General features: G+C 38.3%; 15 protein-coding genes. 8 read left to right on the plus strand and 7 right to left on the minus strand.

The genetic code is table 11. From position 1 onward, the window contains the following. Positions 1 to 33 precede the first annotated feature (33 nt). The gene (locus ABVM50_RS09600; RefSeq protein ID WP_405198367.1) at positions 34 to 2,973 is read left to right on the plus strand and encodes a PAS domain S-box protein; all 2,940 of its coding nucleotides are present in this window, start codon (positions 34 to 36) and stop codon (positions 2,971 to 2,973) included. Positions 2,974 to 2,998: 25 nt separating this feature from the next. After that, a complete protein-coding gene (locus tag ABVM50_RS09605) occupies positions 2,999 to 3,403 on the plus strand; it encodes a response regulator (RefSeq protein WP_405198368.1) in 405 nt (134 codons plus the stop codon). Here the strand turns inward: ABVM50_RS09605 and ABVM50_RS09610 are convergent. Continuing rightward, positions 3,372 to 4,484 carry an endonuclease/exonuclease/phosphatase family protein gene (locus ABVM50_RS09610; protein ID WP_405198369.1) on the minus strand — a complete coding sequence of 371 codons (1,113 nt, stop codon included), beginning with the start codon at positions 4,482 to 4,484 and terminating at the stop codon, positions 3,372 to 3,374. The genes ABVM50_RS09605 and ABVM50_RS09610 overlap by 32 nt on opposite strands. A 378-nt stretch (positions 4,485 to 4,862) precedes the next feature. Here ABVM50_RS09610 and ABVM50_RS09615 point away from each other — a divergent pair, with 378 nt between their 5' ends. The 5 genes from ABVM50_RS09615 to thrC all read left to right on the plus strand — a co-directional run bounded on the left by ABVM50_RS09615 (position 4,863) and on the right by thrC (position 12,444). Continuing rightward, positions 4,863 to 5,990, plus strand: coding sequence for a vWA domain-containing protein (locus ABVM50_RS09615; protein ID WP_405198370.1), 1,128 nt, complete (start codon positions 4,863 to 4,865; stop codon positions 5,988 to 5,990). A 4-nt stretch (positions 5,991 to 5,994) separates the two neighbouring features. Continuing rightward, complete coding sequence (locus ABVM50_RS09620; RefSeq protein WP_405198371.1) at positions 5,995 to 7,458, plus strand: magnesium chelatase; 1,464 nt, start codon at positions 5,995 to 5,997, stop codon at positions 7,456 to 7,458. Positions 7,459 to 7,778: 320 nt separating this feature from the next. Then, positions 7,779 to 10,226, plus strand: a complete 2,448-nt coding sequence (thrA, locus tag ABVM50_RS09625) for a bifunctional aspartate kinase/homoserine dehydrogenase I (RefSeq protein ID WP_405198373.1) — start codon at positions 7,779 to 7,781, stop codon at positions 10,224 to 10,226. Positions 10,227 to 10,228: 2 nt separating this feature from the next. Continuing rightward, entirely contained in the window at positions 10,229 to 11,149 is a 921-nt protein-coding gene (locus ABVM50_RS09630; protein WP_405198374.1) for a homoserine kinase, read from the plus strand. After that, entirely contained in the window at positions 11,146 to 12,444 is a 1,299-nt protein-coding gene (gene thrC, locus ABVM50_RS09635; RefSeq protein WP_405198375.1) for a threonine synthase, read from the plus strand. The genes ABVM50_RS09630 and thrC overlap by 4 nt, the downstream gene beginning before the upstream one ends. Here the strand turns inward: thrC and ABVM50_RS09640 are convergent. The 6 genes from ABVM50_RS09640 to proC all read right to left on the minus strand — a co-directional run bounded on the left by ABVM50_RS09640 (position 12,441) and on the right by proC (position 21,005). Then, complete coding sequence (locus ABVM50_RS09640) at positions 12,441 to 13,931, minus strand: S10 family peptidase (RefSeq protein ID WP_405198376.1); 1,491 nt, start codon at positions 13,929 to 13,931, stop codon at positions 12,441 to 12,443. The two genes, thrC and ABVM50_RS09640, sit on opposite strands and share 4 nt — an antisense overlap. Before the next feature lie 37 nt (positions 13,932 to 13,968). Next, the gene (locus ABVM50_RS09645) at positions 13,969 to 15,975 is read right to left on the minus strand and encodes a cation:proton antiporter (RefSeq protein ID WP_405198377.1); all 2,007 of its coding nucleotides are present in this window, start codon (positions 15,973 to 15,975) and stop codon (positions 13,969 to 13,971) included. A 115-nt stretch (positions 15,976 to 16,090) separates the two neighbouring features. After that, positions 16,091 to 17,959 carry a peptidase M61 gene (locus tag ABVM50_RS09650; protein ID WP_405198378.1) on the minus strand — a complete coding sequence of 623 codons (1,869 nt, stop codon included), beginning with the start codon at positions 17,957 to 17,959 and terminating at the stop codon, positions 16,091 to 16,093. A gap of 198 nt (positions 17,960 to 18,157) precedes the next feature. After that, complete coding sequence (locus ABVM50_RS09655; protein WP_405198379.1) at positions 18,158 to 19,357, minus strand: glutamate-5-semialdehyde dehydrogenase; 1,200 nt, start codon at positions 19,355 to 19,357, stop codon at positions 18,158 to 18,160. 32 nt (positions 19,358 to 19,389) lie between these two features. Continuing rightward, a complete protein-coding gene (gene proB, locus ABVM50_RS09660) occupies positions 19,390 to 20,163 on the minus strand; it encodes a glutamate 5-kinase (protein ID WP_405198380.1) in 774 nt (257 codons plus the stop codon). Positions 20,164 to 20,198: 35 nt separating this feature from the next. Continuing rightward, positions 20,199 to 21,005, minus strand: a complete 807-nt coding sequence (proC, locus tag ABVM50_RS09665) for a pyrroline-5-carboxylate reductase (RefSeq protein WP_405198381.1) — start codon at positions 21,003 to 21,005, stop codon at positions 20,199 to 20,201. Between the two features lie 602 nt (positions 21,006 to 21,607). Between proC and ABVM50_RS09670 the strand changes: the two genes are divergently transcribed. Further along, positions 21,608 to 25,267, plus strand: coding sequence for a CheR family methyltransferase (locus ABVM50_RS09670; RefSeq protein WP_405198382.1), 3,660 nt, complete (start codon positions 21,608 to 21,610; stop codon positions 25,265 to 25,267). Positions 25,268 to 25,270: the final 3 nt, after the last annotated feature.

Below are 25,270 nucleotides of genomic sequence, written 5' to 3' on the forward strand. Positions count from 1 at the left end.
GTATTTTCCAAAGCCCAAACCTACTTTAATATCTTGAATAACGTTTCTAAAGAGTTTATTTCAGAAACAGTGATCACTATAAGCTTTGTCGAAGGTGTCATTGCATTCGAAACTACTGCAAAAAGATTTTTTGAGGAAAATTTTTCGTCGGAGATCAGTTTGCACTGTACACTATTTGCGCTGTTTTCTTCAGAATTATCCACGCAGCTCAATGAAAAGTTCACTTTCTGTAAGAAAGGTCGCTTCCAAACCCATACCTACCAGAAGGATATCAGCTCACCTATTTTTAATTTTTATATAGCACCTATCCTTGGAGAGAACAAGAAAATTTCAAGTATATCACTTTCCATCGAGAAGAACGATCAAAATTATAGACAGCAGAAAGACCTTTTGCTAAAGGAACTAAACTATAGTTCGCAGTTCTATACAAATCTTTTTTTTCACAATCCCGATGCAGTTTTTCTCTTTGATCACGAAGGTAAGTTTATCAATGTCAACGCCCGTTCTGCACAAATAGCTGAGACTACTGAAGAAAATCTTCTTCAGATGCACTTTTTACCATTTATTCCTGAAGCGGACCATACACAGGTTTTAAACTATTTCGGAAGAGCTTTAAATGGAGAATCGCTGGACTATCAATGCAATTTCATTACCGCAAAGAAAAATCACAAAGTACTTGAGGTGAAAAATTTTCCGATTATTTTTCAACAGAAAATTATCGGAGTATATGGAATAGCTAAGGATATTACTGGAAAACTGGAAATTGAGCAGAAACTGAAGTCTGACAGACAGATGATGCGAGCTATTATTGATAATATTCCAGACTATATTTTCGTAAAGGATAGGAATAACCGTTCTATTCTTACAAATAAAAAGTTTTCAAGAAATATTCTGGGAGCTCATAGCACTAATAGTACTTCAGAGATTACTCCTTTTGACTACTTTGAGGAGTCCAAAGCGAAGGAAATCATAGCCGATAATGATTTAGTAATGAATTCTGGGCAAGCCGTTTACGATCGTCAGGACGTTGTTGAAAAAAGCGATGGTCGCCAGGAAATGGTGTTATTGACTAAAGTACCTCTAAAAAATGCTAATGGCGATGTGATTGGCTTAGTTGGAATCGCAAGAAACAATACAGAGGCTTTCCTTCAGAATAAAAGAAAAGATTTAATTCTTAAGACTTTAAAAATTTTTGGTGATCAAAGAACATTTCAAGAGGCAACGATTAAAACCCTCGAGTTATTTTGTAATGAATTAGGCTATGACTACGCAGAGGCTTATAAATTAAGCATAAATCAAGTAGAGTTAGTAAGAACAGCTTACTGGCCTCAAAACCTTGACCTTAAAGAGGGAGAAGAGGAAAATGTTGGTTATCAAAAAGGGAATGGTTTACCCGGAAGAGTATGGTCTTCCATGGATATCCAAATTATTTATAAAAAAGACCGAACAGGTCTCTTGCAGAACATGAAACTGAACGATTCGGAATCAATTCAGACTGCAGTAGGAGTACCTATAATATTGCAGGGCCGATTAATTAGTGTCTTCTGTTTTGGTTCGAAAGTTCCACGCAAAAAAATTGAACATTCTGTTTATTCTGATGTTAGTATCCAGGTCGCTTCGGCAATGGAGAGAAAATTAAGTCAGAACCAATTGTCAGACTTTTTTGAATATTCACCGAATCTGATTGCGGTCATTGGGTTGGATGGTTTTATTAAAATGACAAATCCAGCTTTTCTAAAGACTTTTAACTACACTAGTGATGAAATTTTATCACAGCCATTCTCAACATTCATTCATCCGGACGATCTGGACAAAACTTACGAGGCTGTAAATAATGTCTCAATTGCCGGTGAAGATTTTGAAATTCGCTGTAAACACAAGGACGGAGATTATATCTGGATATCCTGGCGTTTTTCAAGATTCTTTGAGAACGAGAATATTGTATATATCTATGGAACCAATGTTACGGCGATCAAAAATCATGAATCTTTATTACAAAATAGTGAAAAACGGTTTAAGGCTCTGGTTCAGGAAGGTTCAGATCATATTGCAATCCTGGACCATGACCTTAAATTTATATATAATAGCCCGGGTACAGAACAACTCTACGGTCTTTCGATAAATCAATTATCTTATACTTATTTTGAAGATAGGGTTTGTGAAGAAGATTGGCCAAAGTTGATGGGGCTTTTAGAAGAACTGAAAGAAGGACAAAGAATTCAACTTCCAAGTTATAGAGTGAAGGATCAAAATCATGATATTCACTGGCTTGAAACTATTGCAACAAATCTTTCCCATGACAATGCAGTAGGTGGTATAGTTCTTAATACAAGAAATATTACAGAATTTATTACTCAGGAGCGTCAGCTCATGGAAAGTCTCAGGCGGTACGATATCGTGGCTAAAGCTACTAGCGATGTAATAATCGATTTTCATATTGCTTCTGGAATTACGAAAGTAAGTGACAGTATGGAATCGGTTTTCGGATGGTGTTCTGACGATAGTACTTTTACTTTAAAATGGTGGAGAAATAAAATTCATCCTGACGATCAAAAAACTGTAAGTAAAAACCTGCAAGACCTGATAGATAATAAAATCTCAAACTTAACTATCGAATATAGGTTTAAATGCCGTAATGGTTCCTATAAATATGTGCTGGATCGAAGTCATCTAATGTTTGATGATGATCATAAGCCATTGAGAATCATTGGTTCGTTGCAGGATATTACTGAGCGTAAAAGTCATTTGATAGCAATTCAAAATCATAATAAGCGGTTGAAAGATATAGCCTGGACTCAGTCGCATGTAGTTCGTGCACCACTGGCAAAGATCATGGGATTGGTAGATTTAATGATAAATTATCGAGAAGATTTAAATAACATCGATGAAATACTAGAAAATATATTAATTTCAGCGAATGAATTGGATGGTATTATCCGAGAAATAGCTGTGAAAACAGAGAACGAATTGTAGCAATTCCCAAAACTACCCTACTATTATGTTACGTACAATTATAATCGACGATGACGACATCGTAACCTTCTTACAGAAAAAGATAGTTTCCAAATGTGGATTAGATACAGATCCATTAGTATTTAAAGACGCGCACAAAGCTCTAATATTTCTGGAACAGGAAGCTAGTGAAGATCAGGATTATTTGATTATGCTGGATATAAATATGCCTACCATGTCTGGTTGGGAATTTCTAGATCATATTAAGAAATTACCATCAGATGAACGTTTACACGTAGTTATGGCAACTTCTTCAATTGATCGTAAAGATAAGCGTGAAGCAGCCAACGATCCACATGTAGTAGACTTTATTGAAAAACCACTGTCAGCAAGACATTGCGAAAAGTTGAAGGGAATCTCTAAGCTTGCACCCTATTTCCAATTGAGCTAAAGGGAATCTTCTCAACCAGAGGATTTGCGGTTTTGATTTTTTCTTCAGCCCAGTCCTTTTCTTCCTCATCAGGTGCATCAGTGTCTTCATTGATCGCGCCTGCAATAGGTTCGTGATTCAGCTTAATATACATAGGGAAGTGGTCTGAACCTATACTTTTTTCTCTGGCAATATCGATAAGTGTGAAATCTCTCGTGTGGAAAACATGATCCAGAGGCCAGCGCAATAATGCGTAACCCGTATGAAAAGTATTAAAAAATCCTCTACCAATCCTTGGGTCCATGAGTCCGCTCAACTTCTGAAAAAGTCTTGTAGTTCTTGACCAGGCTACATCATTCAGATCACCAAATACTAACGTCGTATGTATTTCACTGTCGATATCCCGTCCTAACATCAAAAGTTCTGCATCTCGGTTAGTACTGGTATCACTTTCCGTAGGACTTGGAGGCATTGGGTGTAAACAGTGAATATTCACTTTCTTACCACTTCTAAGCACTATCATACCATGTATTGATGGAATATCATGTTGTACTAGATATCTTACTTTAATATTCTCAAGTTTTAGTTTTGAGTACAGGTGCATTCCATATAGATTATCCATAGGAATTTTCACTGTGTACTTATAATCTTTTTCAATTACCGACATTTCATCTTCCCAGCGCTGGTCAGATTCCAAGGTTAAAAGTATGTCCGGATCACGCTTTTTTACCAGTTCAATAAGTTTATCGCTGCGTTTATTTGGGGTAAGTACATTACTAACTAAAATAGAGATCGAGGCATCAGGATCACTGCCTTTAAATTTCATAACCTGTTTACTCGAAAGATATGTGTAGGGATAAATTTTCACGAATTGATACAGCAAACTTATAAAGAGGACAGCAATAGCTATAAGATGCCAGTCTTTATCGAAATCATAAACAACTATTGAAGCTATGATTACGCAGATAATTAAAAAGCTGATCTGTATTCTTGGAAAATCAAATCCACGAATCCACCATTGATCAAACCTTGTCGCTGATGCTATCGTGGGAATACACATAACTACTGAAAAAAAGATCACGATAATCTCTCCTATGCTCATATTGGTCGTTTATGGTTGGTTATTAAGTGTAGGTTAATTCTATCGAGGAATCATCCTATACCTTGTATGTAGTGGAAAAATTCACTACAGGCCTCTAAGATAGTATTTGCATCGCAATTGTAAAAGAGAGCCTGAGTAACTATAGTTTTTGGATGCTTTGTTCTATTTCTAATTGAATTACTGAACCCTTGTCTATACGAGCGTCCAAAGAATAATTTGATTTAATTTACTTAGAAACACCACAGGATAAGCCCGGGAATTTGTGACAAATATAACATCCTGAGTCGCGAAGGTAGAGACTCTAAGTTAACATAACTTTAGTCTCTGTGCATCATCAGGCATTTTTAGATTCTTCTGAAAAGCATTAATTTTATTACTATGAAAAAGAAGGAGAAAGAAGTAAGGGGCTTTGTTTTCAATAAATTCGAAGAACCTGAAAAGTCTGTATTCGATAGGCTTTTCGACATCTTCAAAGAGATTATTACGCACACCTCAGGAGATCTTGATGAGGCTCTAGACTGGCTTAGACAACTGGATGATGAGTATCAACTTACAACAGATGATTATACGATCGATGATTTCGTTGAAGAGCTGAAACAGAAAGGTTACATTAAAGAAGAAATTGAACCAGATGGTAGCGGTGGAATGAGCATTACTGCGAAAACGGAACGTGCCATACGACAGCAGGCGCTGGAGCAGATCTTCGGAAGGTTGAAAAAGGGTGGCGCAGGTAATCACAGAACTAATAAAACAGGAAGAGGAGATGAACATACCGGCGACTTCCGTCAATATCAATTTGGAGATTCTCTAAGTAGAATTTCTGTGACTGAAAGTCTTCGAAATGCACAGATAAACAACGGAATTGGTGAATTCAGTATGTCTGAAGAAGACCTGGTAGTTGAGGAAACTCATTTTAAATCACAAATGAGCACCGTACTTATGATCGATATTAGTCACAGTATGATCCTATACGGCGAAGATCGAATCACTCCGGCGAAGAAGGTAGCGATGGCACTTTCAGAATTAATTACTACGCGGTATCCTAAAGATACTCTGGATATCCTGGTCTTCGGAAATGATGCCTGGCCAATTTCTATTGCTGAATTACCATATCTAAAGGTTGGTCCCTATCACACCAATACCGTGGCAGGACTAGAATTAGCAATGGATCTCTTACGCCGAAAGAGGAATACCAACAAACAGATCTTTATGATCACCGATGGGAAACCTAGTTGCATCAGGGAAAAGGATGGAACGTACTACAAGAATAGTGTAGGTCTGGATCCATATGTAATCGATAAATGTTACAATAAGGCAAGACAGGCTAGAAAGCTAAGAATACCCATTACCACATTTATGATCGCCCAGGATCCATACCTTACCAGGTTTGTAGAGGAATTTACCGCCGCCAATCAAGGGAAGGCATTCTATACAGGTTTAAAAGGATTGGGTGAAATGATCTTTGAAGATTACGAATCGAACAGAAAAAAAAGAATTAGAGGATAAAGCTATGAATACGAAAGATATCAAGACTCTTGGAGCATTAAAATCTTCAGGTTACCAAACTAAAAGTATAAAAGACGAACTTAGAGATAACTTAAAAGTCAGAATAAAAGAAGGCAAGAAAGCATTTGAAGGTATACACGGGTATGATTACACAGTGATACCGGAGCTTGAACGTGCCATTCTATCAAAACATAATATTAATTTACTAGGATTACGCGGACAAGCAAAAACAAGGCTTGCCAGGCTCATGGTGAACCTACTGGACGAATGGATTCCGGTAGTCGCAGGTTCAGAGATCAACGATGATCCTTTAAAACCAATTAGCCGATATGCTCAGGAAAAGATCGATGAAGAAGGTAATGAAACTCCAATAGAATGGATGCATCGAGAAGATCGGTTTTTTGAGAAGCTGGCGACTCCAGATGTTACCGTAGCAGATCTTATTGGTGATGTAGATCCAATCAAGGCTGCTAATTTGAGACTGAGTTATGCTGACGACCGCGTGATTCACTACGGAATGATTCCCCGGGCGAATAGAAGTATTTTTGTGATTAATGAGCTGCCAGATCTACAGGCCAGAATTCAGGTTGCATTATTTAATATTCTTCAGGAAGGTGATATCCAGATTAGAGGTTTCAAATTACGCCTACCATTGGATATGCAATTTGTATTTACTGCCAATCCTGAAGATTATACCAACAGAGGAAGTATTGTAACTCCGCTGAAGGATAGGATAGGATCTCAAATTCTAACCCATTATCCACAGAATATTGATATCGCTAAAACTATTACAGCACAAGAGGCTAAAAAGGATGGAAGACAGGAAGATACGATCAAAGTACCCGAGCTTGCGAAAGATCTATTAGAACAAATTAGTTTCGAAGCCAGGGACAGTGGATATATAGATCATAAAAGTGGTGTTAGTGCAAGGATGAGTATTACCGCTTTCGAAAACTTACTGAGTACTGCAGAGAGACGTATCCTAAAAACTGGAAGTGAAGAAACTACTTTACGATTTGGTGATTTTCTTGGAGTAATTCCCGCAATTACAGGGAAAGTGGAACTCGTTTATGAAGGAGAACAGGAAGGTGCAGCTTTTGTAGCCATGGAACTTATTGGTGCAGCGGTAAAAACCTTGTTCCCGGAGTATTTTCCGAAGATTGAAAAACTTCAGAAGCCAGACGCAACTACTCCTTATGATGATCTCGTAGAATGGTTTTTTGAAAGTTCAGGTTTTGAACTGCCAGATGATCTAAGTGATTCAGAATATAAAGAACAGCTAGATTCTATTGAACCTCTTAATGAACTGATTCAGAAGTATCAACCGAATATTGAAACATCAGATAAGTACTTTATGAAAGAGTTCTTATTATGGGCTTTGGTAGAACATAAAAAGTTAAGTAAACAGCGTTTTTCTAAAGGTCTTAAGTTTAAGGATCTCTACGGAAGTTACATTAGCGGATTATAATCTGTATTTTTAAATAATTAATAATCAGCCTGATAATTTGAATTATCAGGCTTTTTTCTGTCCTATTTTGAGAATTCCATAAATCTTCAATTCATTAAGGTTTAAAATTTTGTCATGTAGAATTATTAAATACCTTTAAAATAAATAAGACCAGAATCGTGAATTTTTCAACTTCATTTATTAACATGATCCAGGAAGAAATCTACTCTTCTGCAGTGACTATGTTTATCACGATTACAGGTATTACCCCTTGTGGGGTCCTAGCTATATAATACTCGTCCATACCTAATTTTATTTTAATCATTTAAATAATTTCAGCCATGCAAATTCTGAAATTTGGAGGATCTTCTGTATCCTCTCCAGAGAGAATCAAGTCTTTATCCAGGTTAGTTCAACAGTTTAGTAAGAATGAAAAAGTCGTTGTTGTTTTTTCAGCATTTGGAGGTGTAACGAATGATCTTCTAAGTTTAGCTACACTTGCCCGGGACCGTGATGACTCTTATAAAGAACTTCTAACGACTATAGAAAAAAGACATTTGGAGGCGGTTCGGGAATTATTACCTGTCGACCAGCAGAGTGCTGTTTTGAGTAAGGTAAAATCATTCATGAATCATTTGGAAACGCTCTGTGAGGGGGTTTATCTCTTAAGTGAACTTTCAGATAAAACGACCCACGTGATCTCCGGTTTCGGAGAAATGCTTAGTACCGAGATCATTTCGGCTTATCTTAAGTTGAGCGAAAAGAATACTTTATTGGTAGATGCTCGAGAGCTAATAGTGTGCCGTAACTTTAAGGAAAAAGTGCAGGTAAGCTACGAGGCGTCGAATACTAAGATTCGCCAATATTTTAATAATAATGATGCTCAGATCTATGTAGTTCCTGGATTTATTTCGAAAAATTCTGAAGGCGTTCCCAGCACTTTAGGAAGAGGTGGATCAGATTTTACTGCGGCGATCCTTGGTGCAGCGCTCAATCTTAAAAAGGTTTATATCTATACCGATGTGAACGGAATGTACACCGCAAATCCAAATTTGGTGTCACAAGCTTATCCACTTGAACATATTTCCTACGAAGAGGCGATGGAGCTTTCTCATTTTGGTGCCAAAGTGCTTTATCCTCCAACTTTACAACCGCTTATCAATCAGAATATTGAAATCCATATAAAATCTACATTTGACCCGGAAAGTCATGGAACAGTAATTTACCGTTCCAGTAAAAAGAACTTTAGATGGGTAACCGGTATCACACATATCGATGCGATCAGTCTGCTGAACGTGGAGGGTAGTGGCATGGTTGGTATCCCGGGGTTTTCTAAAAGGCTTTTTGAAGCGCTCTATTTATCAGGGATCAATGTTGTGCTTATCACTCAGGCTTCTTCGGAACATAGTATTTGTATCGCGGTGAGGGATGAAGAAGCTCTGGAAGCTAGGAATGTATTGAACGATGCATTTGAAGCTGAAGTTTCTTCCGGTAAGATCAAAGCCGTAAAAATTGAAGATGATGTCGCGATCATTGCTTTAGTAGGTGATCGTATGAAAAGTCATCATGGTCTTAGTGGTAAAATGTTTAGTGCTTTAGGGCATAATAATATCAACATCAGGGCAATTGCCCAGGGTGCTTCAGAAAGAAATATTTCAGCTGTCATCGCGAAAAAGGATGTAACCAAAGCTCTAAATCTATTGCATGAAGAGTTTTTTGAGGTGCCTTCCAAAGAATTGAATCTATTCATCACCGGAGTAGGAAATGTGGGTGGTAAACTTTTACATCAACTTCAGAAACAGGAAGCATATTTACTTCAGAAATTGAGACTGAAAGTTCGGGTTCTGGGAATCTCAAATTCCCGCAAAATGCTCTTTTCTGAAAATGGTATCGACCTGAACTCCTGGCAGGATGATCTAGCTAAAGCTGATGATTGCTCACCAGAAGCTTTTTTTGAATCTATTAAAAGATTAAATCTGCGAAACAGCATATTTGTGGATAATACTGCGAGTGAAGTAATCGCCGGGTGGTACAAACATTATCTCAGAAACTCAATCTCGGTAGTTACCTGTAATAAGATTGCCTGCGCAGATTCTTTTGAAAACTATCAGGAATTGCAGGATCTTGCCAGGGAATATGGAGCTTCCTTTCTTTATGAAACTAATGTTGGCGCAGGATTGCCAATTATAGATACACTACAAAATCTTATGGCTTCTGGAGATCAAATCAGAAAGATTCAGGCGGTACTCTCCGGAAGTTTGAATTTTGTCTTCAATAATTATAAAGCTGAAGAGCCTTTCCATAGTATTGTCCGTCAGGCGATGGAAGAAGGGTTTACCGAGCCCGATCCAAGAATTGATCTTAGCGGAGTGGATGTAGCTCGTAAGATCTTAATTCTGGCCAGAGAATCGGGACTTCAGCTTGAACTGGAGGATATTGAAAAAGATAGTTTCTTATCTGAAGCTAGCCTTAATGCAGCAGATAATGCTGAATTTTTTGAGATCATTGAGAAAGATGAAGCAAGCTTTCAAAAAATGTATCGTGAAGCAGAAGCTGAAGGCGCCGAGCTTAAATATGTAGCTCAATTAGAGAACGGAAAGGCCAATGTCGGGTTGCAAAAAGTTCATGCGCAACATCCTTTCGCCAATTTGAGTGGAAGTGATAACATTGTACTGTTCTTTACAGAACGTTATCCTGAGCAGCCATTAATTGTAAAAGGAGCAGGTGCGGGGGCAGATGTAACTGCCTCGGGAATTTTTGCAGATGTGATAAGAATCGGTAAACGATAGTTATGGAAGAAATTAAAATATTTGCTCCGGCTACGGTCGCTAATTTATCCTGTGGTTTTGATGTACTGGGATGTTGTCTGCAGAACGTAGGTGACGAGATGCTGGTAAAAAAGAATGATCTAAATCAGCTTCGTATTACTAAAATTACTGGTGCAGATCTCCCAATGGAAATTGATAAGAATGTTGCCGGGGTTGCTGTTCTCGCTATTCTGGAAAGACTTGGTTCGAAGCAGGGATTTGATATCGAAATCAATAAAAAGATTCGATCTGGAAGCGGTATCGGGAGTAGCGCTGCAAGTTCTGCCGGGGCGGTTTATGCAGTTAACAAACTTCTGGATGATCCTTTTACTAATAATGAGTTGATCGAGTTTGCGATGCAGGGTGAATTACTTGCCAGTGGAAATGCTCATGCAGATAATGTTGCTCCGGCCTTACTGGGTGGTTTTAGTCTTGTTAGGAGTTACGATCCACTGGAAACTCTTGCACTACCGGCACCATCCGAAATAAGAATGGTCGTTCTTCATCCAATGATCGAAATTAAAACCCGGGATTCAAGGGCGATCATAAAACAGAATGTAACCCTAGCATCAGCTATTGCACAATGGGGAAATCTGGGAGCTTTTGTCAGTGCGCTTTATACCAATAATTATAAGCTTATGGGAAGAAGTCTGCACGACGTCATTGTAGAACCTGTTCGATCCATTTTAATCCCGTACTTCGAAGAATTAAAAAAACTTGCTATAGATAATGGAGCCCTTGGCTTCGGAATTTCAGGTTCAGGACCTTCAGTTTTCGCTATGTGTCAAGGTGATACTGCCGCAGAAGAGGTAAAGGCAGGTTTCGTCGATTTTCTTCAGGATAAGGAAATGGGATACGAACTGCATGTTTCAGAAATTAATAAAACAGGAATCAGAATATTATGAAGTACTATAGTCTTAACAATAAAGAACATCATAGCAATTTTGAAAATGCGGTGGTACGCGGACTTGCACCCGACAAAGGGCTTTATTTTCCAGAGAGGATTCCGCAGTTATCGACCGAATTTATAAGCAACCTGAAGAAACTGGATCCCACAGAAATTGGAATGCATGTTATCTCTCCATTTGTTGGTAACGAAATACCTGAAACAGAACTTCAAAAAATCGTGAAAGAAACGCTTTCCTTCGATTTTCCGGTGAAAGCACTTGAGCCAGATGTTTCAGTGCTTGAATTATTTCACGGTCCAACCCTGGCATTCAAAGATGTAGGAGCACGATTTATGGCGGGTAGTCTAGGCTATTTCATTCAGAAGGGGAATTTAGGTAAGGTCACCGTATTAGTAGCAACTTCAGGTGATACCGGTGGCGCTGTGGCTAATGGTTTTCTGGGTGTTGATGGGATCGATGTAGTCATTCTTTATCCAAAAGGAAAGGTAAGTGAAATTCAGGAGAAACAACTAACCACTCTGGGACAAAACATCCAGGCGATCGAAGTTGATGGAACATTCGATGATTGCCAGGGAATGGTAAAAAAAGCATTCCTGGATAGTGAAATTACAGATCGCCGGCAGCTTACCTCTGCGAACTCGATAAACCTGGCCAGGTGGTTGCCTCAAATGTTCTACTACTTCCTTGCTTACAGACAGTTAGAAACAAACAATAAAATAGCCTTTTCGGTTCCAAGTGGGAATTTTGGAAATATTTGCGCAGGTCTTCTCGCGAAAAAAATGGGGTTACCTATAGATACATTTGTTGCGGCTAATAATGCCAATGATACGGTAACCAGGTTTATGGAATCCCAAGATTACCAGACAAAACAAAGTGTTCAAACCATTTCGAATGCTATGGATGTTGGTGATCCCAGTAACTTTGTACGTATCCTGGAATTATTTGGGAATCACTTTAAAGATCTGAAAAGACATTTGATGGCTATGAGCTATACCGACTCTGATACTAATACAGCTATTAAATCGGTTTATGAAAAACATAATTATTTAATGGATCCTCATGGAGCGGTTGGTTATCTTGGTCTTAAGGACTTTTTAAAAATAAATCGGGAATATAGTGGTGTTTTTTTAGAAACTGCACATCCGGTAAAATTCCTGAAAACTGTAGAAAATGCTTCAGGAGCAAAAGTAGATATGCCGGAGTCTATAGCAGGAATTATGGATAAAAAGAAGAAATCCTTTCAGCTAAGCACGTATGCCGAGTTAAAAGAATTTCTCCTGGAAGATTATTAATATTTAGCCGACTGATCCTTTGCAGGCAATGTGTTATTGATAAAATCGCGAAGATCATCATTAGCTTTTTGGAGGTCTTCGCTTCTTAGGTACATCATATGTCCGCTTCGGTAACCTTTAAAGCTAAGGCGATCCTTCATTCTACCACTTTGATCAAGTTGCCACATGCTGTATTTCGCATTGAAATAAGTGGTCGCCCCGTCAAAGTAACCAGATTGAATTAGAACATCCAGGTTAGGGTTTTGCGCCATCGCCTGTCTTAGCATTTCTCCGGAATTATTTCCAGTACGATCCCACGGGTGAACAGGGCCGAACATAAAGTACTTCAGATCAGTATTGAACTGAAGATCATTTCGTAAGTAATGATTAATTGCTGGAGTAAACGAATGTAACCATGAAGTTAATTCTGAATTGTAATCTGGAGAATCCCCTGAATTCTTAGCGTCAAGACCTTTGTAACGAGAATCCAATCGGCCAATAGTGTAACCTTCTTTATCTCTTAAAAGTTCTTTCCAGAAATACTGAAAAGGAACTTCCATATTATTTTGAAGTATGACTTCCTTCTTAATACCGGAATATTCAGCCATTTTTTCTGCGACTTCATTCTTTTTTTCGGCATCTGCAAAACCACCTTTCATAAGAACCGGCAAAAGCTCGTTGATCGCATAAGATTCAACTTCCGGTAATAGCTCTTCCAGATCTTTTTGTTGTAATTCTGAAGGTAGCATTTTATGATACCACGCGGCCGCGGCAAAGTAAGGAAGCCTGTTGGCTACCTCAACAGGACCTTCCCGGTGTATTCCAATTTCAGTAGGAGATACCAGGATTACTCCGTTTAAATACATCCACTGACTATTTTGTAATTCCAGAGCCAGTCCAGATACGCGGGTGGTTCCATAACTTTCACCAATAAGGTATTTTGGAGATAGCCAGCGGTTCTTTCTGGTTACAAAAGTACTTAGCCATTCAGCGAGGTACGTGATATCTGCCTGCACTCCAAAAAACCTTTCTTTGTCAACATTCCCTTCAGCATCTGGAATAGGTCTTGAAAAACCTGTGTTTACAGGATTCACATAAACGATATCTGCAACGTCAAGAATGGAGTGCGGATTTTCTTTAATGCCGTATGGTTGTACCGGAAAACCCTCATCATCGATCTTCAAAACCCTTGGACCTGTATAGGCAATATGCATCCAAACGGAAGCAGATCCTGGGCCACCATTGAAGGAAATGACCAATGGGCGGTCTTCAGTATTATCTACATTTTTACGCTTATAGTAGGTGTAAAACAGGCTTGCAATAGGAGTTCCGCTTTCATTCCAGAGAGGCATCATACCAGTTTCCGCAGTATAGTCAATAGATTTCCCATTTATTTTTACTGAATGACTGGTAGTCACCATAGTGTCCTGTGGAATCTCGACATTTTGTGCAATGCCAATGGAAGAAAAGAATGATAATGCGAGAAACAGTAATTGTATTTTTTTCATATTTGATTTAAGTATTTCTGCTGAAGAGCATATTAATTTACTTGAAAGAAAGTTGATCATTAAGATGGTTGATATTGGTTGGATGACCAAACAGGTACAATAAGTCACCTTGTTCTATAATAGTTTTTGGTGAAATCTCTGTCAAATACCTGCGGTCCCTTTGGATCGCAAGCAAGGTGACCTGAAAATTCTTTCCAATACCAGAATCTTCGATGGATTTTCCTACGATCTGGCGGTTATCCCGATTCACTTTTAGAGTAACTATTTCCCTGTTCGGAATGTTCAGGTGTTGCAGGGCAGGGGAGTGTGGCCTCTTCTTCATGGAAGTCAGCATCTCATAATCTGAAGATCTAATCTGGTTGATAAATTCCTGAATTTCATCAAATGGCACAAGATATTTCTTAAGAACCCTGGTGAAAATTTCAATGGAAGTTTCAAATTCTTCCGGGATCACCTCGTCTGCTCCCAATTTCAGAACTTCTTCCATTTCTTTGACATACTTGGTACGAACAATAATGGTAGCAGTCTTGGTTAGTTGTCTTATAGAAGTAAGCATTTTCCTGGTCGCACCTGCATCTGATATTGCAATTACGATAACCCGGGCTTCCTGCACATGGGCGTGCTTCAGGATCGTTGTATTGATAGCATCCCCGAATATTACAGGTTCTTTAAGTTCTTTTGCTTTATCAAATGCTTCGGGATTTGCATCAATGATAACGTATGGAATTTCAGCTTTTTGAGCAGCTTTGGATATGTTGGATCCATTGATCCCGTATCCAATAAGTACAAGATGATCCTTCAGATTCTCTTCGGAAAATTCTTCGTCGGCTTTGGTACTTCTCTTTATGTTTTCCAGTCTTTTTCTAACCGCTGGAGGAATTGGCGCCTTCAAAAGTGCATAGGTGATCCTTGGAGCAGATTCTATCAGGAACGGTGTAATTCCCATCGTTATAATAGAAATCGCCAGGAAATACTGGTAAATATTTTCAGGAATAATACCGCTTTCCTTTCCTACTCCAGAAAGTAACAGGGAGAATTCACCAACCTGAAAGAGACTAAAGATAGCAAGAAACATGGTTCTGGCTGGAAACTTCAGGATTAGTACAGTAACTCCAATAACGAGCATTTTCAGTAATACTACTGCGAGTACAAGTCCAATAATGATCAGGATATTTTCAGCAAAGAAATCAAGGTTTAGCAGTGTCCCTACAGAGATAAAGAAAAAGCTGATGAATATTTCTCTAAACGGCAATACGTTAGCGGTAGCCTGGTGACTGTAGTCTGATTCAGAAATAATGAGTCCGGCGAAAAACGCTCCTAAAGCAAGTGATAAACCGACCGTAGAAGTTAACCATGCCACCCCGAAACAAAATACAACGACCGTAAGAATGAATAATTCCTGGTTTTTAGTTTTTACAACCCATCCAAAGATCTTAGGTGCCACATACCGCGCAAGAATATATACGATTACCAATACCAGTAAAATCTTTAAGACCATGATCCCAACGGTAGTAAGAATATTTGGAGTTTCTCCGGCAAGCAAGGGTGTAAAAAGCATCATTGGTACTACCACGATATCCTGAAAAATCAGAATTCCTAAACCTATTTTTCCGTGCGGTGTTGATATTTCACCTTTCTCCTGAAGTAGTTTTAAGACGATCGCCGTACTACTTAAACTAAACAGGAAACCAAGGAATATAGAAGTGTTTAAAGGTAATCCCAAGGCCGTTGAAATTCCGGCGGTAGCAAGTATTGTACCTCCAACCTGCAATCCTCCACCAAGGAATATGATCTTCTTGATAGAGGCGAGACCTTTCAATGATAATTCGATCCCAATTACGAAAAGCAGGAAAATAATTCCTATTTCTGAAAGCAATTCTACATCATGCTGTGAACTAATTAAGTTAAAAGCGTGCGGGCCTGCTATGATCCCAGCAAGAAGAAATCCGAGAATTGCCGGTAGTTTCAACTTCTGGAATACAAGAATGATCACGATCGATAATCCTAGTATAATTACAATATCCTGAAGGATTGGAATTTCCATATTTTGGCTGGTTAATTAGTTTTTAAAGATAAAAATAATGCGAGAGCGACTCTAGCATTTAAACAAAAAAAGCGGCAGTAAAAACTGCCGCTCTACATGAAATACCTGGATTTGATTAACCCTTCAACCAGGCATTTCGCAATTCAATTTTATCACCATCTGCATTCTGTACTTCGCTTAAAGTCATTTGGGTATCCATAGGTGTAGATACCTTCGCTTTCAATTGCATCTCTTCTTCATTTCGAACAATGGTCATGGTAAAGTCATCACCTTCCTTCCATTCCTGGGACTTGCGTATAAGTTCATAAACATTCTGGACATTATATTCCTCTCCATTTGCGCGTTTGATCACGTCACCGCCTTCGATTCCAAGCTCCTTCAGAAAAGTATTAAACTCTGTATCTCCACGGAAAACGATCTGCATTGTTTCCTGATTTGCGGTAATGTATGGCTGCTGACCTTTTAAAAAGAAACCAACTTCCGTCATTTGCTCCTGCTCTTCAATTCCTGCTTTTGCAAAAAACTCATCATAAGGGATCGGTGTTTCACCGGTTACATACTGGTCAAAGAAATTCTGAATTTCAGGATATGTAAGTTCAACAATCGTAGGAATCAATTCATCATCATTGAATGGTTTGTCTTTCCCGTACTTTGCGTTCAATTTCTTCATAAGATCCAGAATTCCCATATTTCCACCGCTAAGTTCTCTTAGCCTGATGTCAAGGGCCATTCCTATAAGCGCTCCCTTCAGGTAAACATTGTAATAGGAATCTTTATACTCATCTGTAAGTATATTTTCACTCATTAGCGTAAATGGAACGGTATCATCAAATCTTTTTGAAGTTGTGATTTTTTGATTCATTCGCTTATAGAACTCCTTGTTATCTATAAGTCCTTGATTTACCTGGAATAGATTCGCGAAATATTCTGTTACACCTTCATAAAGCCATAAGTGCTTGGACATTTTTGGATCATTGTAATCGAAATAATGAACCTCGTTAGAGTGAATTCCAAGTGGAGTAATGATATGGAAAAATTCATGTGATACGATATCGGTCATACTTTTGTCCAGAGAAGATGCATCCATAGACTCTGGCATTACCACCACTGTTGAGGTATGATGTTCCAGAGCTCCATAGTTCGAAGCATCTCCTTCACCTTCGGAAAGGTATACAAGTATGGCATATTTATCTGTAGAGTTTATATCACCTAGAAATTCCTTTTGTGCACGGATCATTTTCTCCATACCAGGCTTTAAAGTCTGAGCCGAATGTTTCTCGTTTGGTGAATAAACACTAAGTAAAACCTGCATGTTTTCTACCATAAAACTGGTAGTATCTGGCTTTGAATACATGATCGGGTTATCGATCACTTCAAAATACCGGTCCAGGTTGTAAACATCTTTTTTCGAGTTGCCTTCTTCAGAATTTTTAGTAGAAGCAATAGTAAGAGAAGTTCCTGCTACAAGATCTTCAGGACGTACGATCTCAAGCTGGTATTTCTTTTCGGTCATTCCGTCGAAATAACCTACAAACCCATGTAGATTCAGAAGGAAGTTCTTATCCTTCAAAATATTTGTTCCTGCCATGGAATAAACACCACCTTCTTCTTCCCAGTCGAAAGAGTCGTTTACCAGGTACATTACCTTATCCAGGTTTGCTGCCTTTTCGATCTTATAACTATTATCATTAATCTTTTCGAAGCTTAATTCGTTTCCTTTATAGTCAATAGCTTTAAAAGACTCAGTAAATTTTCCGTAGTTATCTTCTGAATAAGTTCCGGGAACAGTTTTCGGAATATTGAATATGGTAGATTCGGTTTTAAATTCTGCCGGGTCTACGGTAACCCACACTTTGTCATTTTCAACATTTACCAGATCAAGTTGAGCCAGAACTGGCTTTTCAATGGTTGCCTGGGGATTTTTCTGAGTCTTACAAGCAAACAACATTGAAGCTGCAGCCAGACCCATCACTAATTTTTTCATATGTGCTTTTGTTTTCTATTTATAAGACTGAACAGTCCTTTAAACGTTACAGTTATTGGTTTAATTATGTTAGAGAACTGGAAGATTCAGGAAATTAAACCTTCAGTCGAATGGTTATGCGTGAAATATCTCCTTCTGAAATCTGGGCACAAAAAAAGCCTGGCATTTGCCAGGCTTTTAAACTTAATTGGATTGAGATTATACTCTTACATGTCCTTCACCCAAAATGTAATATTTGTTGGTCACCAATTGTTTAAGACCTAATGGTCCTCTGTGATGAAGCTTGTCGGTTGAAATTGCAAGTTCAGCTCCAACGCCCATTTGCCCACCATCAGTAAAACGGGTGGAAGCATTATGATATACTGCTGCTGAATCTACCTGTTCCATAAAAGTGATCGCTTCTTCTTTATCTGTAGTGATAATAGAAGCGGAATGACCTCCGGAGTACTGGTTGATCTTATCAATAGAATTATCAAGTCCGTCAACGGCTCCAATCACAATTTTCATCGCTAGAAACTCCTCATACCATGTATCTTCAGATGGTACTTTAGATTGATCTGTAAGAACTTCAGATACTTTTTCATCTACCAGAATTTCAACTTTATTGTCGCTGAACAATTCTTCAAGTTCCTTCAGTTTAGACTCATAACCTTCAATATTAGTATCTACCAATACTTTATCTAATGCATTGCAACCAGAGATCTTATCGATCTTAGCATTCAGCATTACTTTTTTAGCGATATCGAAATCGGCATTTTTAGAAACATACAGGAAGTTATTTCCTCGCCCGGAAACTAATACTGCTCCGGTTGCATGTTCTTTCACAAAAGCGATCAGTCTCTCGCCACCACGCGGTACGATAAGGTCTAATTGCTCTGGCGGGTTTTTAAGGAATTCCTGAGTTTCGGTTCTATCAAGGTGTAAAAGCTTAATCCACTCCTTTCCTAAACCATTTTCCTCAAGAGCTTCATGCCAGCATTCTTCAAGTATCTTGTTACTCTCAATTGCTTCCTTACCACCTTTTAAATAAATCTTATTATTTGCTTTAAAAGCAAGCACAGCTGCTTCGATAGTTACATCTGGTCTGGATTCATAAATGATCATGATATTTCCAAACGGAGCAGTTTTGTTTGTAATATCCAGTCCGGTATCCAGCTTTCTATGCTCGATTACCTGGCCAACCGGATCATCCTGTTCCATAACCTCCTTTACAGACTGGATCATTCCGTCAACTTTCTTCTCATCCACGATCAACCTATCATACATGGCCTGATCGTCTTTCGTAAAAGCATCAAGATCTTTTTTATTGGCTGCTATAATTTCCTGGCGTCTTTTGTCCAGAATATTCATCATGGACTTAAGTACGTTATTTTTAGTATCTGACTTTATCAACTTCATTTCTTCGTTTCTTTAAGATTATTAATTGGTTGTTACGAGGTAAACTTAGTACCTACAGGTTTTCCGGCCATAATGTCCAGAATCACATCTTCACGTTTACCGTTAGCGATATACGTTACAATATTTTTTGCTGCAGTACCTTTAGCGATCTTGATCTTGGACTCCATTCCTCCTCGACCTTCGCCTTCACCTTTCTCAGATTGCTGAACGTATTTTTCTACATTTTCATCAATCTGTACTTTATTTAATTTTTCTGAATCATCATGCTCAGGATGTCCTGTGTAAAGACCATCTGTATCACTTAAAATGATCAGTTTTTCAGCACCGATCAATTCAGCAACTAAACTGGCTAACTCATCATTATCAGAGAACATAGACATGGTTACTGAAACAGCATCGTCTTCATTCGCAATTGGAATAATTCCTTCAGATAAAAGGGATTCATAACAATTGATCATGTTCTCGCGATGTATTCCCGGACTAAAATCTCTTTTCGTAGCTAGTACCTGTGCACATCGCATTCCGTAGTCATGAAAAATGCTGTAATAATGACGCATCATTCTAGGTTGTCCTACGGAAGAATAAACCTGTCTACGTTTGCTGGCGTCCTCTATATTAATCTGTCCTAAGATCTCTTTTCCTGCAATTGCAGATCCTGAAGAAACTAGAACAACCATAATGTCTTCTTCGTATAATGTTGCGATCTGTCGCACCAAACTTTTCAAAATTGGTCCCAAAATTCTGTTGTCTTTGTTGGTCATGACATTAGTCCCGACTTTAACGACAATTCTTCTTTTCTTATCCATTATAGATGTTTTGGTTATCTGGTTTTGTTAGTTGATTATTTTTCTTCTCCTAGTTCTACGGCTCTGTCGAAAGCGGCGTAAGCTGCATCCTTGATAAGCTCTTTTACATTGTTATCATCCATAGAATCTAATGCTGCCCTGGTAGTTCCACCTTTAGAGGCTACCCGATCCATCCAGGTGTCTGGACTAAGATCGTTCTGATTAAAGAGTTCCACAGCACCTTCAAAGGTCTGGCTTACTAATACTTTAGAGTCATTTTTACTGAAGCCCATTTTACGAGCAGCTTCCAGCATGGAATTCATAAAATAGAACACGTATGCAGGCCCACTTCCTGAAATACCAGTAGAAGCATCAATAAAGTTCTCATTCTTAACGTGAATGGATTCTCCAGTAGTATCAAGAAGATTGCGAACCATGAGAAGTTCTACTCTGGATACTTCTTTAGATTCGGTATAAGAAGTAACACCTTTTCCTACCTGCGCTGGTAAGTTAGGCATGGATCTAACCACCTTTTTTACTCCAAGTCCATTCTGGATTTTCTCTATAGTAACACCGGCCATTAAGGAAACAAAAATCTGATCCTTATTAACCATTGACTTCATCTCCTCAAAAAGCTCATCACAATGAAACGGCTTTACGGCGACAAAAACCATATCGGCCTGGGGCAGGCATTCTTCAAGTGATTCATAAACATCGAAATGATCCAGATCTCTTAGTCTTGCGATCACATCTGCTGATTTATCGAATACCATAAGATTTCTTCTGTTGAGCATAGCAGATTGTGCCATACCTTCAGCATAAGTTAATCCCATGTTTCCTGCTCCAATTACTAATGTTTTCATTTTTGATATTTTGATTCAAATAATATCGACTAGTTGTCGATCGATTTCGGGTTCTATGGTGCAATTACCATGCGATACGACACTTTTTATATGTCTTGAGCGCTAACACCCCCATAATTTACCCACATTCGGTTAGAATTAGCATTAATAAAAACTTAAATTCGAATTATTATATCCTGAAATATAAGCCACTTTTCATTGATTATATGATTGAATGGTAGCGCTGAATTCAAATTTTTCTAAGGATTGTGCCACATTCTTGAGGTTTTGTAAATGAAACTATCTCCACACAATGGTGAATTGTTGAGCTATCTTAAATTTATGTTAAACATTAAAGTAAGAAAGATGTCTTTGCGCAAATCTGTCAATTGACTGTAATAATGGCAGAAGTCGTTATTTCCTTACAGAATAAGGCTTAAGCGAGTAGAGAAAGCAAAAAACTCTTAGTTTAAGCATTGAATACTGTCATAAGTACTATAAACACTACTCATTTGGCTCAACAATTGTTGGAATAGGGTTACTATAAATCGATTATTTTTTTTATAATTACGAATTACTAAAGGCCCTAGTGGCTATTCTTTAATTGTCTACTACTCAGATTAATGGAAAGTACAGGAGAACGCTCAAGTGTTACGTCTGAATTAAAAACCGAAAACGATCAAACTCGTATTATAGCTGTGGGCGCAAGTGCTGGCGGGCTGGAAGCTTTGAAAGCTTTTTTCGAAAATATAGAAGCCAGCGATGTCAACGCCTACGTCGTAATTCAACATCTGTCTCCAGATTATAAGAGCATGATGGCTGAATTACTGAAAAAAAACAGCAGGTTACCAATTATCCAGATTGATCATGAGATGCAGGTGAAACCCGGGCATGTTCACCTGATCCCTCCAGTTAATAACCTTAAACTTGATGGTGATCGTTTAATACTTACAGAGAAACCAAAGACTCAGACTCTCAATTTACCAATTGATATGTTCTTTGAATCCCTCGCTTCTCAAAGAAAAGACAAAGCTATAGGGGTGATTCTGAGCGGTACTGGTAGTGATGGAACCCGGGGTGTGCGTGCACTTAAGGAGAATGATGGGATGGTCATGGTTCAGGAGCCAGATGAAGCGAAATTTGATGGTATGCCAATAAGTGCCATTAATACTGGCTTGGTAGACTATGTGCTTTCCGTAGATGATATGGGGCATGAGCTCAAAAGATTTATTTCTACTCCTCCAATATTTCATTCTGAAGATGGTGATGCGAATTTTGATGAAAATGAATTGAATGCCATCCTGAATTACGTTGATGAGAAGTCAGGTCTGGATTTCAGAGAATATAAATATGCTACGCTAGCGAGAAGAATTGCAAGAAGAGTAAACATTTGTAATTGCAATAACCTTAATGGTTATTTCGATTATTTGAAGAAGAACGATGAAGAAGTTGAAATTCTTTACAGAGAATTTTTAATTGGTGTTACTAAATTCTTCCGGGACGAAGAAGTATGGAGTATTCTAAGAGATGAGGTTTTTCCAGAATTAATTAGAAGCAAAAGCAATGGAGATGTTCTAAAGATTTGGGGTGTTGGGTGTAGCACAGGTGAAGAAGCGTATTCATTTGCTATGTGCCTGCATGAGGAAATGCAGAGACAGGAAAAGAATATTGAAATTAAAATTTTTGCAACAGATATTTCCCAGGCTCATCTGGACATTGGAAGTAAAGGACTTTATCCTGAAAGTATTGTCGCAGATGTTCCAAAAGATCTTTTGCTGAAGTATTTCCTTAGTAATTCTGAAGGATATCAGGTAACCGACAAATTAAGGAGGTCTGTTATTTTCTCCAGACACAATATCATTAAAAATCCACCCTTCAGTAATATGGATATGGTGGTGTGCCGTAACCTTTTGATCTATTTCCAGAATAGCATTCAGAAAAAAGCAATGAATATGCTTCATTATGCTTTAAAACAGGATGGTATTCTGGTGCTTGGAACCAGTGAGAATCCTCATACGCTGAAGGATCAGTTTACTGAAATTAGCAGGAAATGGAAGGTTTTCAGAAATAAGAAAGTTAGTAAAAGACTAAAGGACGGGATTAGTCATGCTTCTCAAATGAACAACGATAATTCCAGAATTCTTGAGAATAATGCAAAAAGAGAACGTAAAACCCGTCGTACCCAGGTAAACCCTATACGTCAGAAATTGCAGCATGAATTAAACGAAGCGATTCTTGGTCAGTTTGGTGGCGCTGCGGTTTTTGTAGATACCGATTATAATATACTTCAGGCAGTTGGTGAATTTAGAAAATATGCGGCTCTACCTGTAAGCGGCTTTTCCATCAACTTACTGGATATGCTGGATTCCAGCCTAAAGTACGTTATTCAGTCTACTTTCAATAAAGCTCTTGAAACCGGAGAAATTTCGGTGTATAAAGACGTAGTTATTGAAAAAGATGATGAAAAACTTGGAGTTGATGTCATTATAAAACCTCTCAAAGAGTATTCTCTCGAAAATGAGGTGAATTATGTAATTACTTTTATAGAGAAGGATGTTGACTTCTCAAAGGTTCAGGAAGTCGAAAAAGTAAGTCCTTCCAACCAGACCAAAGAGTACGTTAGTAATCTCGAAAACGAGTTGAAGCGTACCCGGGAAGACCTGCAAACTTCACTGGAAGAAATAGAAACCAGTAATGAAGAGCTTCAGGCGGCAAATGAGGAATTACTTGCATCTAATGAAGAACTGCAAAGTACCAATGAAGAGCTTCAAAGTGTAAATGAGGAAATAAATACAGTTAATGCAGAGAATGTTCAGAAAATGGATGATCTCGCAGCATTAAATGCCGATATGAACAATCTTCTGAAGAGTACCGATATTGGTGTGATCTTTCTGGATTCACAATTCAATATTCGAAAATTTACTCCGGCAATCAAAAAGCACTTTAGTTTATTAAATGGTGATATAGGCAGGCCAATCGATAATTTCACCAATAGTTTTGGACTAACTCGTAGACGGAGTTTTATTGATCGTTGTAAAAGAGTACTTCAAAGTGGTAAAGTACTGGAAAAGCATATCGTTTCCAGAGAAGGACGTAATTACCTGCAGCGTATATCTCCATATTTTAATTCAGAGAATGAAAGGGATGGGGTGGTGATCACCTTTATTGATATAGAAACGATCCAGAAGTCAAAAGAGAAACTGGCGGCCAGTGAAAAACGTTTCAGATCCTTCTACGAGGATGATCCTGTGTTGCATATGAGTGTGGATCCAAAGTCTTCAGAGATCGTGCAATGTAACCGCAAGGCTGTTCAGAAATTAGGATACAAAGAAAAGGAGGAAATTATTGGAAGATCCATTCATGAATTCTTTGATAAAGACGCTACGGTTTCATCTTCAAAACTAAAATCCAACATCAAGAAATCTGGAGAGATCATTAATATCGAGCAGAATATGATCACCAAGAACGGTACTATTTTACCGGTGATCTTAAATGCAACTGCTGAAAAGGACGAAGCCGAAAACCTCAAAACTATTCGCTATACCTGCGTGGATATTTCAGCTTTGAAAAAGGCAGAAGCTAAACTTCAGGAGCAAAAAAGTGATCTGGAAAGAGCGAATAGAGATCTGGAGCAATTTGTTTCCATTTGTTCTCACGATTTACAGGAGCCATTAGCAACTATCAAATTTGGTAGTGATGTTCTTGGAAAAATGTATGCTAAGCACTTGGATGAAAAAGGGGAGAACTATATCAAATATATTAAAAACGCTTCAGACAGACTTTCAGGACAAATTAAAGCACTACTGGAACATTCCAGAATTGGAAAGAATGGAGCAAAAGAACTGGTCAATATAAAAGAGGTTGTAGAAATTGTGAAATACGACTTGGGTAAAAGCATTAGAGATACAGATGCCAAGATCAATGTTGGTTCTATGCCGCAAATAATGGGGTATGAAGTAGAACTTAGATTGTTGTTCCAGAATCTTATTAGTAACGCTATCAAATACGTTCCAAAAGAGCGAAATCCGGAGATCAGGATTTCTTCTTATCGTGAAAACGATTATTGGGTATTTTCCATTATGGACAACGGTCTGGGAATATCGAAAGAAGATCAGAAAAACATTTTTACAATTTTCAACCGTGTGCCTGGAAATGAGGATATGGAAGGAACAGGAGTTGGACTGGCACACGTAGAAAAGATCGTATTGCTGCACGAAGGAACCATCTGGGTGGACTCTCAGGAAGGAGTAGGAAGTACCTTTTATTTTAAACTGAAGGCTTAAGTA

Source organism: Christiangramia sp. LLG6405-1 (assembly GCF_045055805.1).
Classification (GTDB): domain Bacteria; phylum Bacteroidota; class Bacteroidia; order Flavobacteriales; family Flavobacteriaceae; genus Christiangramia.

What these genes read in the sequence shown, in the direction of transcription:
- ABVM50_RS09610 (WP_405198369.1), bottom strand. Translation starts at nt 4,484, where the DNA reads ATGAGCATAGGAGAGATTATCGTGATCTTTTTTTCAGTAGTTATGTGT.
- ABVM50_RS09630 (WP_405198374.1), top strand. Translation starts at nt 10,229, where the DNA reads ATGGAAGAAATTAAAATATTTGCTCCGGCTACGGTCGCTAATTTATCC.
- ABVM50_RS09640 (WP_405198376.1), bottom strand. Translation starts at nt 13,931, where the DNA reads ATGAAAAAAATACAATTACTGTTTCTCGCATTATCATTCTTTTCTTCC.
- ABVM50_RS09605 (WP_405198368.1), top strand. Translation starts at nt 2,999, where the DNA reads ATGTTACGTACAATTATAATCGACGATGACGACATCGTAACCTTCTTA.
- ABVM50_RS09655 (WP_405198379.1), bottom strand. Translation starts at nt 19,357, where the DNA reads ATGAAGTTGATAAAGTCAGATACTAAAAATAACGTACTTAAGTCCATG.
- thrC (WP_405198375.1), top strand. Translation starts at nt 11,146, where the DNA reads ATGAAGTACTATAGTCTTAACAATAAAGAACATCATAGCAATTTTGAA.
- ABVM50_RS09650 (WP_405198378.1), bottom strand. Translation starts at nt 17,959, where the DNA reads ATGAAAAAATTAGTGATGGGTCTGGCTGCAGCTTCAATGTTGTTTGCT.
- ABVM50_RS09670 (WP_405198382.1), top strand. Translation starts at nt 21,608, where the DNA reads ATGGAAAGTACAGGAGAACGCTCAAGTGTTACGTCTGAATTAAAAACC.
- ABVM50_RS09645 (WP_405198377.1), bottom strand. Translation starts at nt 15,975, where the DNA reads ATGGAAATTCCAATCCTTCAGGATATTGTAATTATACTAGGATTATCG.
- proC (WP_405198381.1), bottom strand. Translation starts at nt 21,005, where the DNA reads ATGAAAACATTAGTAATTGGAGCAGGAAACATGGGATTAACTTATGCT.
- proB (WP_405198380.1), bottom strand. Translation starts at nt 20,163, where the DNA reads ATGGATAAGAAAAGAAGAATTGTCGTTAAAGTCGGGACTAATGTCATG.
- ABVM50_RS09615 (WP_405198370.1), top strand. Translation starts at nt 4,863, where the DNA reads ATGAAAAAGAAGGAGAAAGAAGTAAGGGGCTTTGTTTTCAATAAATTC.
- ABVM50_RS09620 (WP_405198371.1), top strand. Translation starts at nt 5,995, where the DNA reads ATGAATACGAAAGATATCAAGACTCTTGGAGCATTAAAATCTTCAGGT.
- thrA (WP_405198373.1), top strand. Translation starts at nt 7,779, where the DNA reads ATGCAAATTCTGAAATTTGGAGGATCTTCTGTATCCTCTCCAGAGAGA.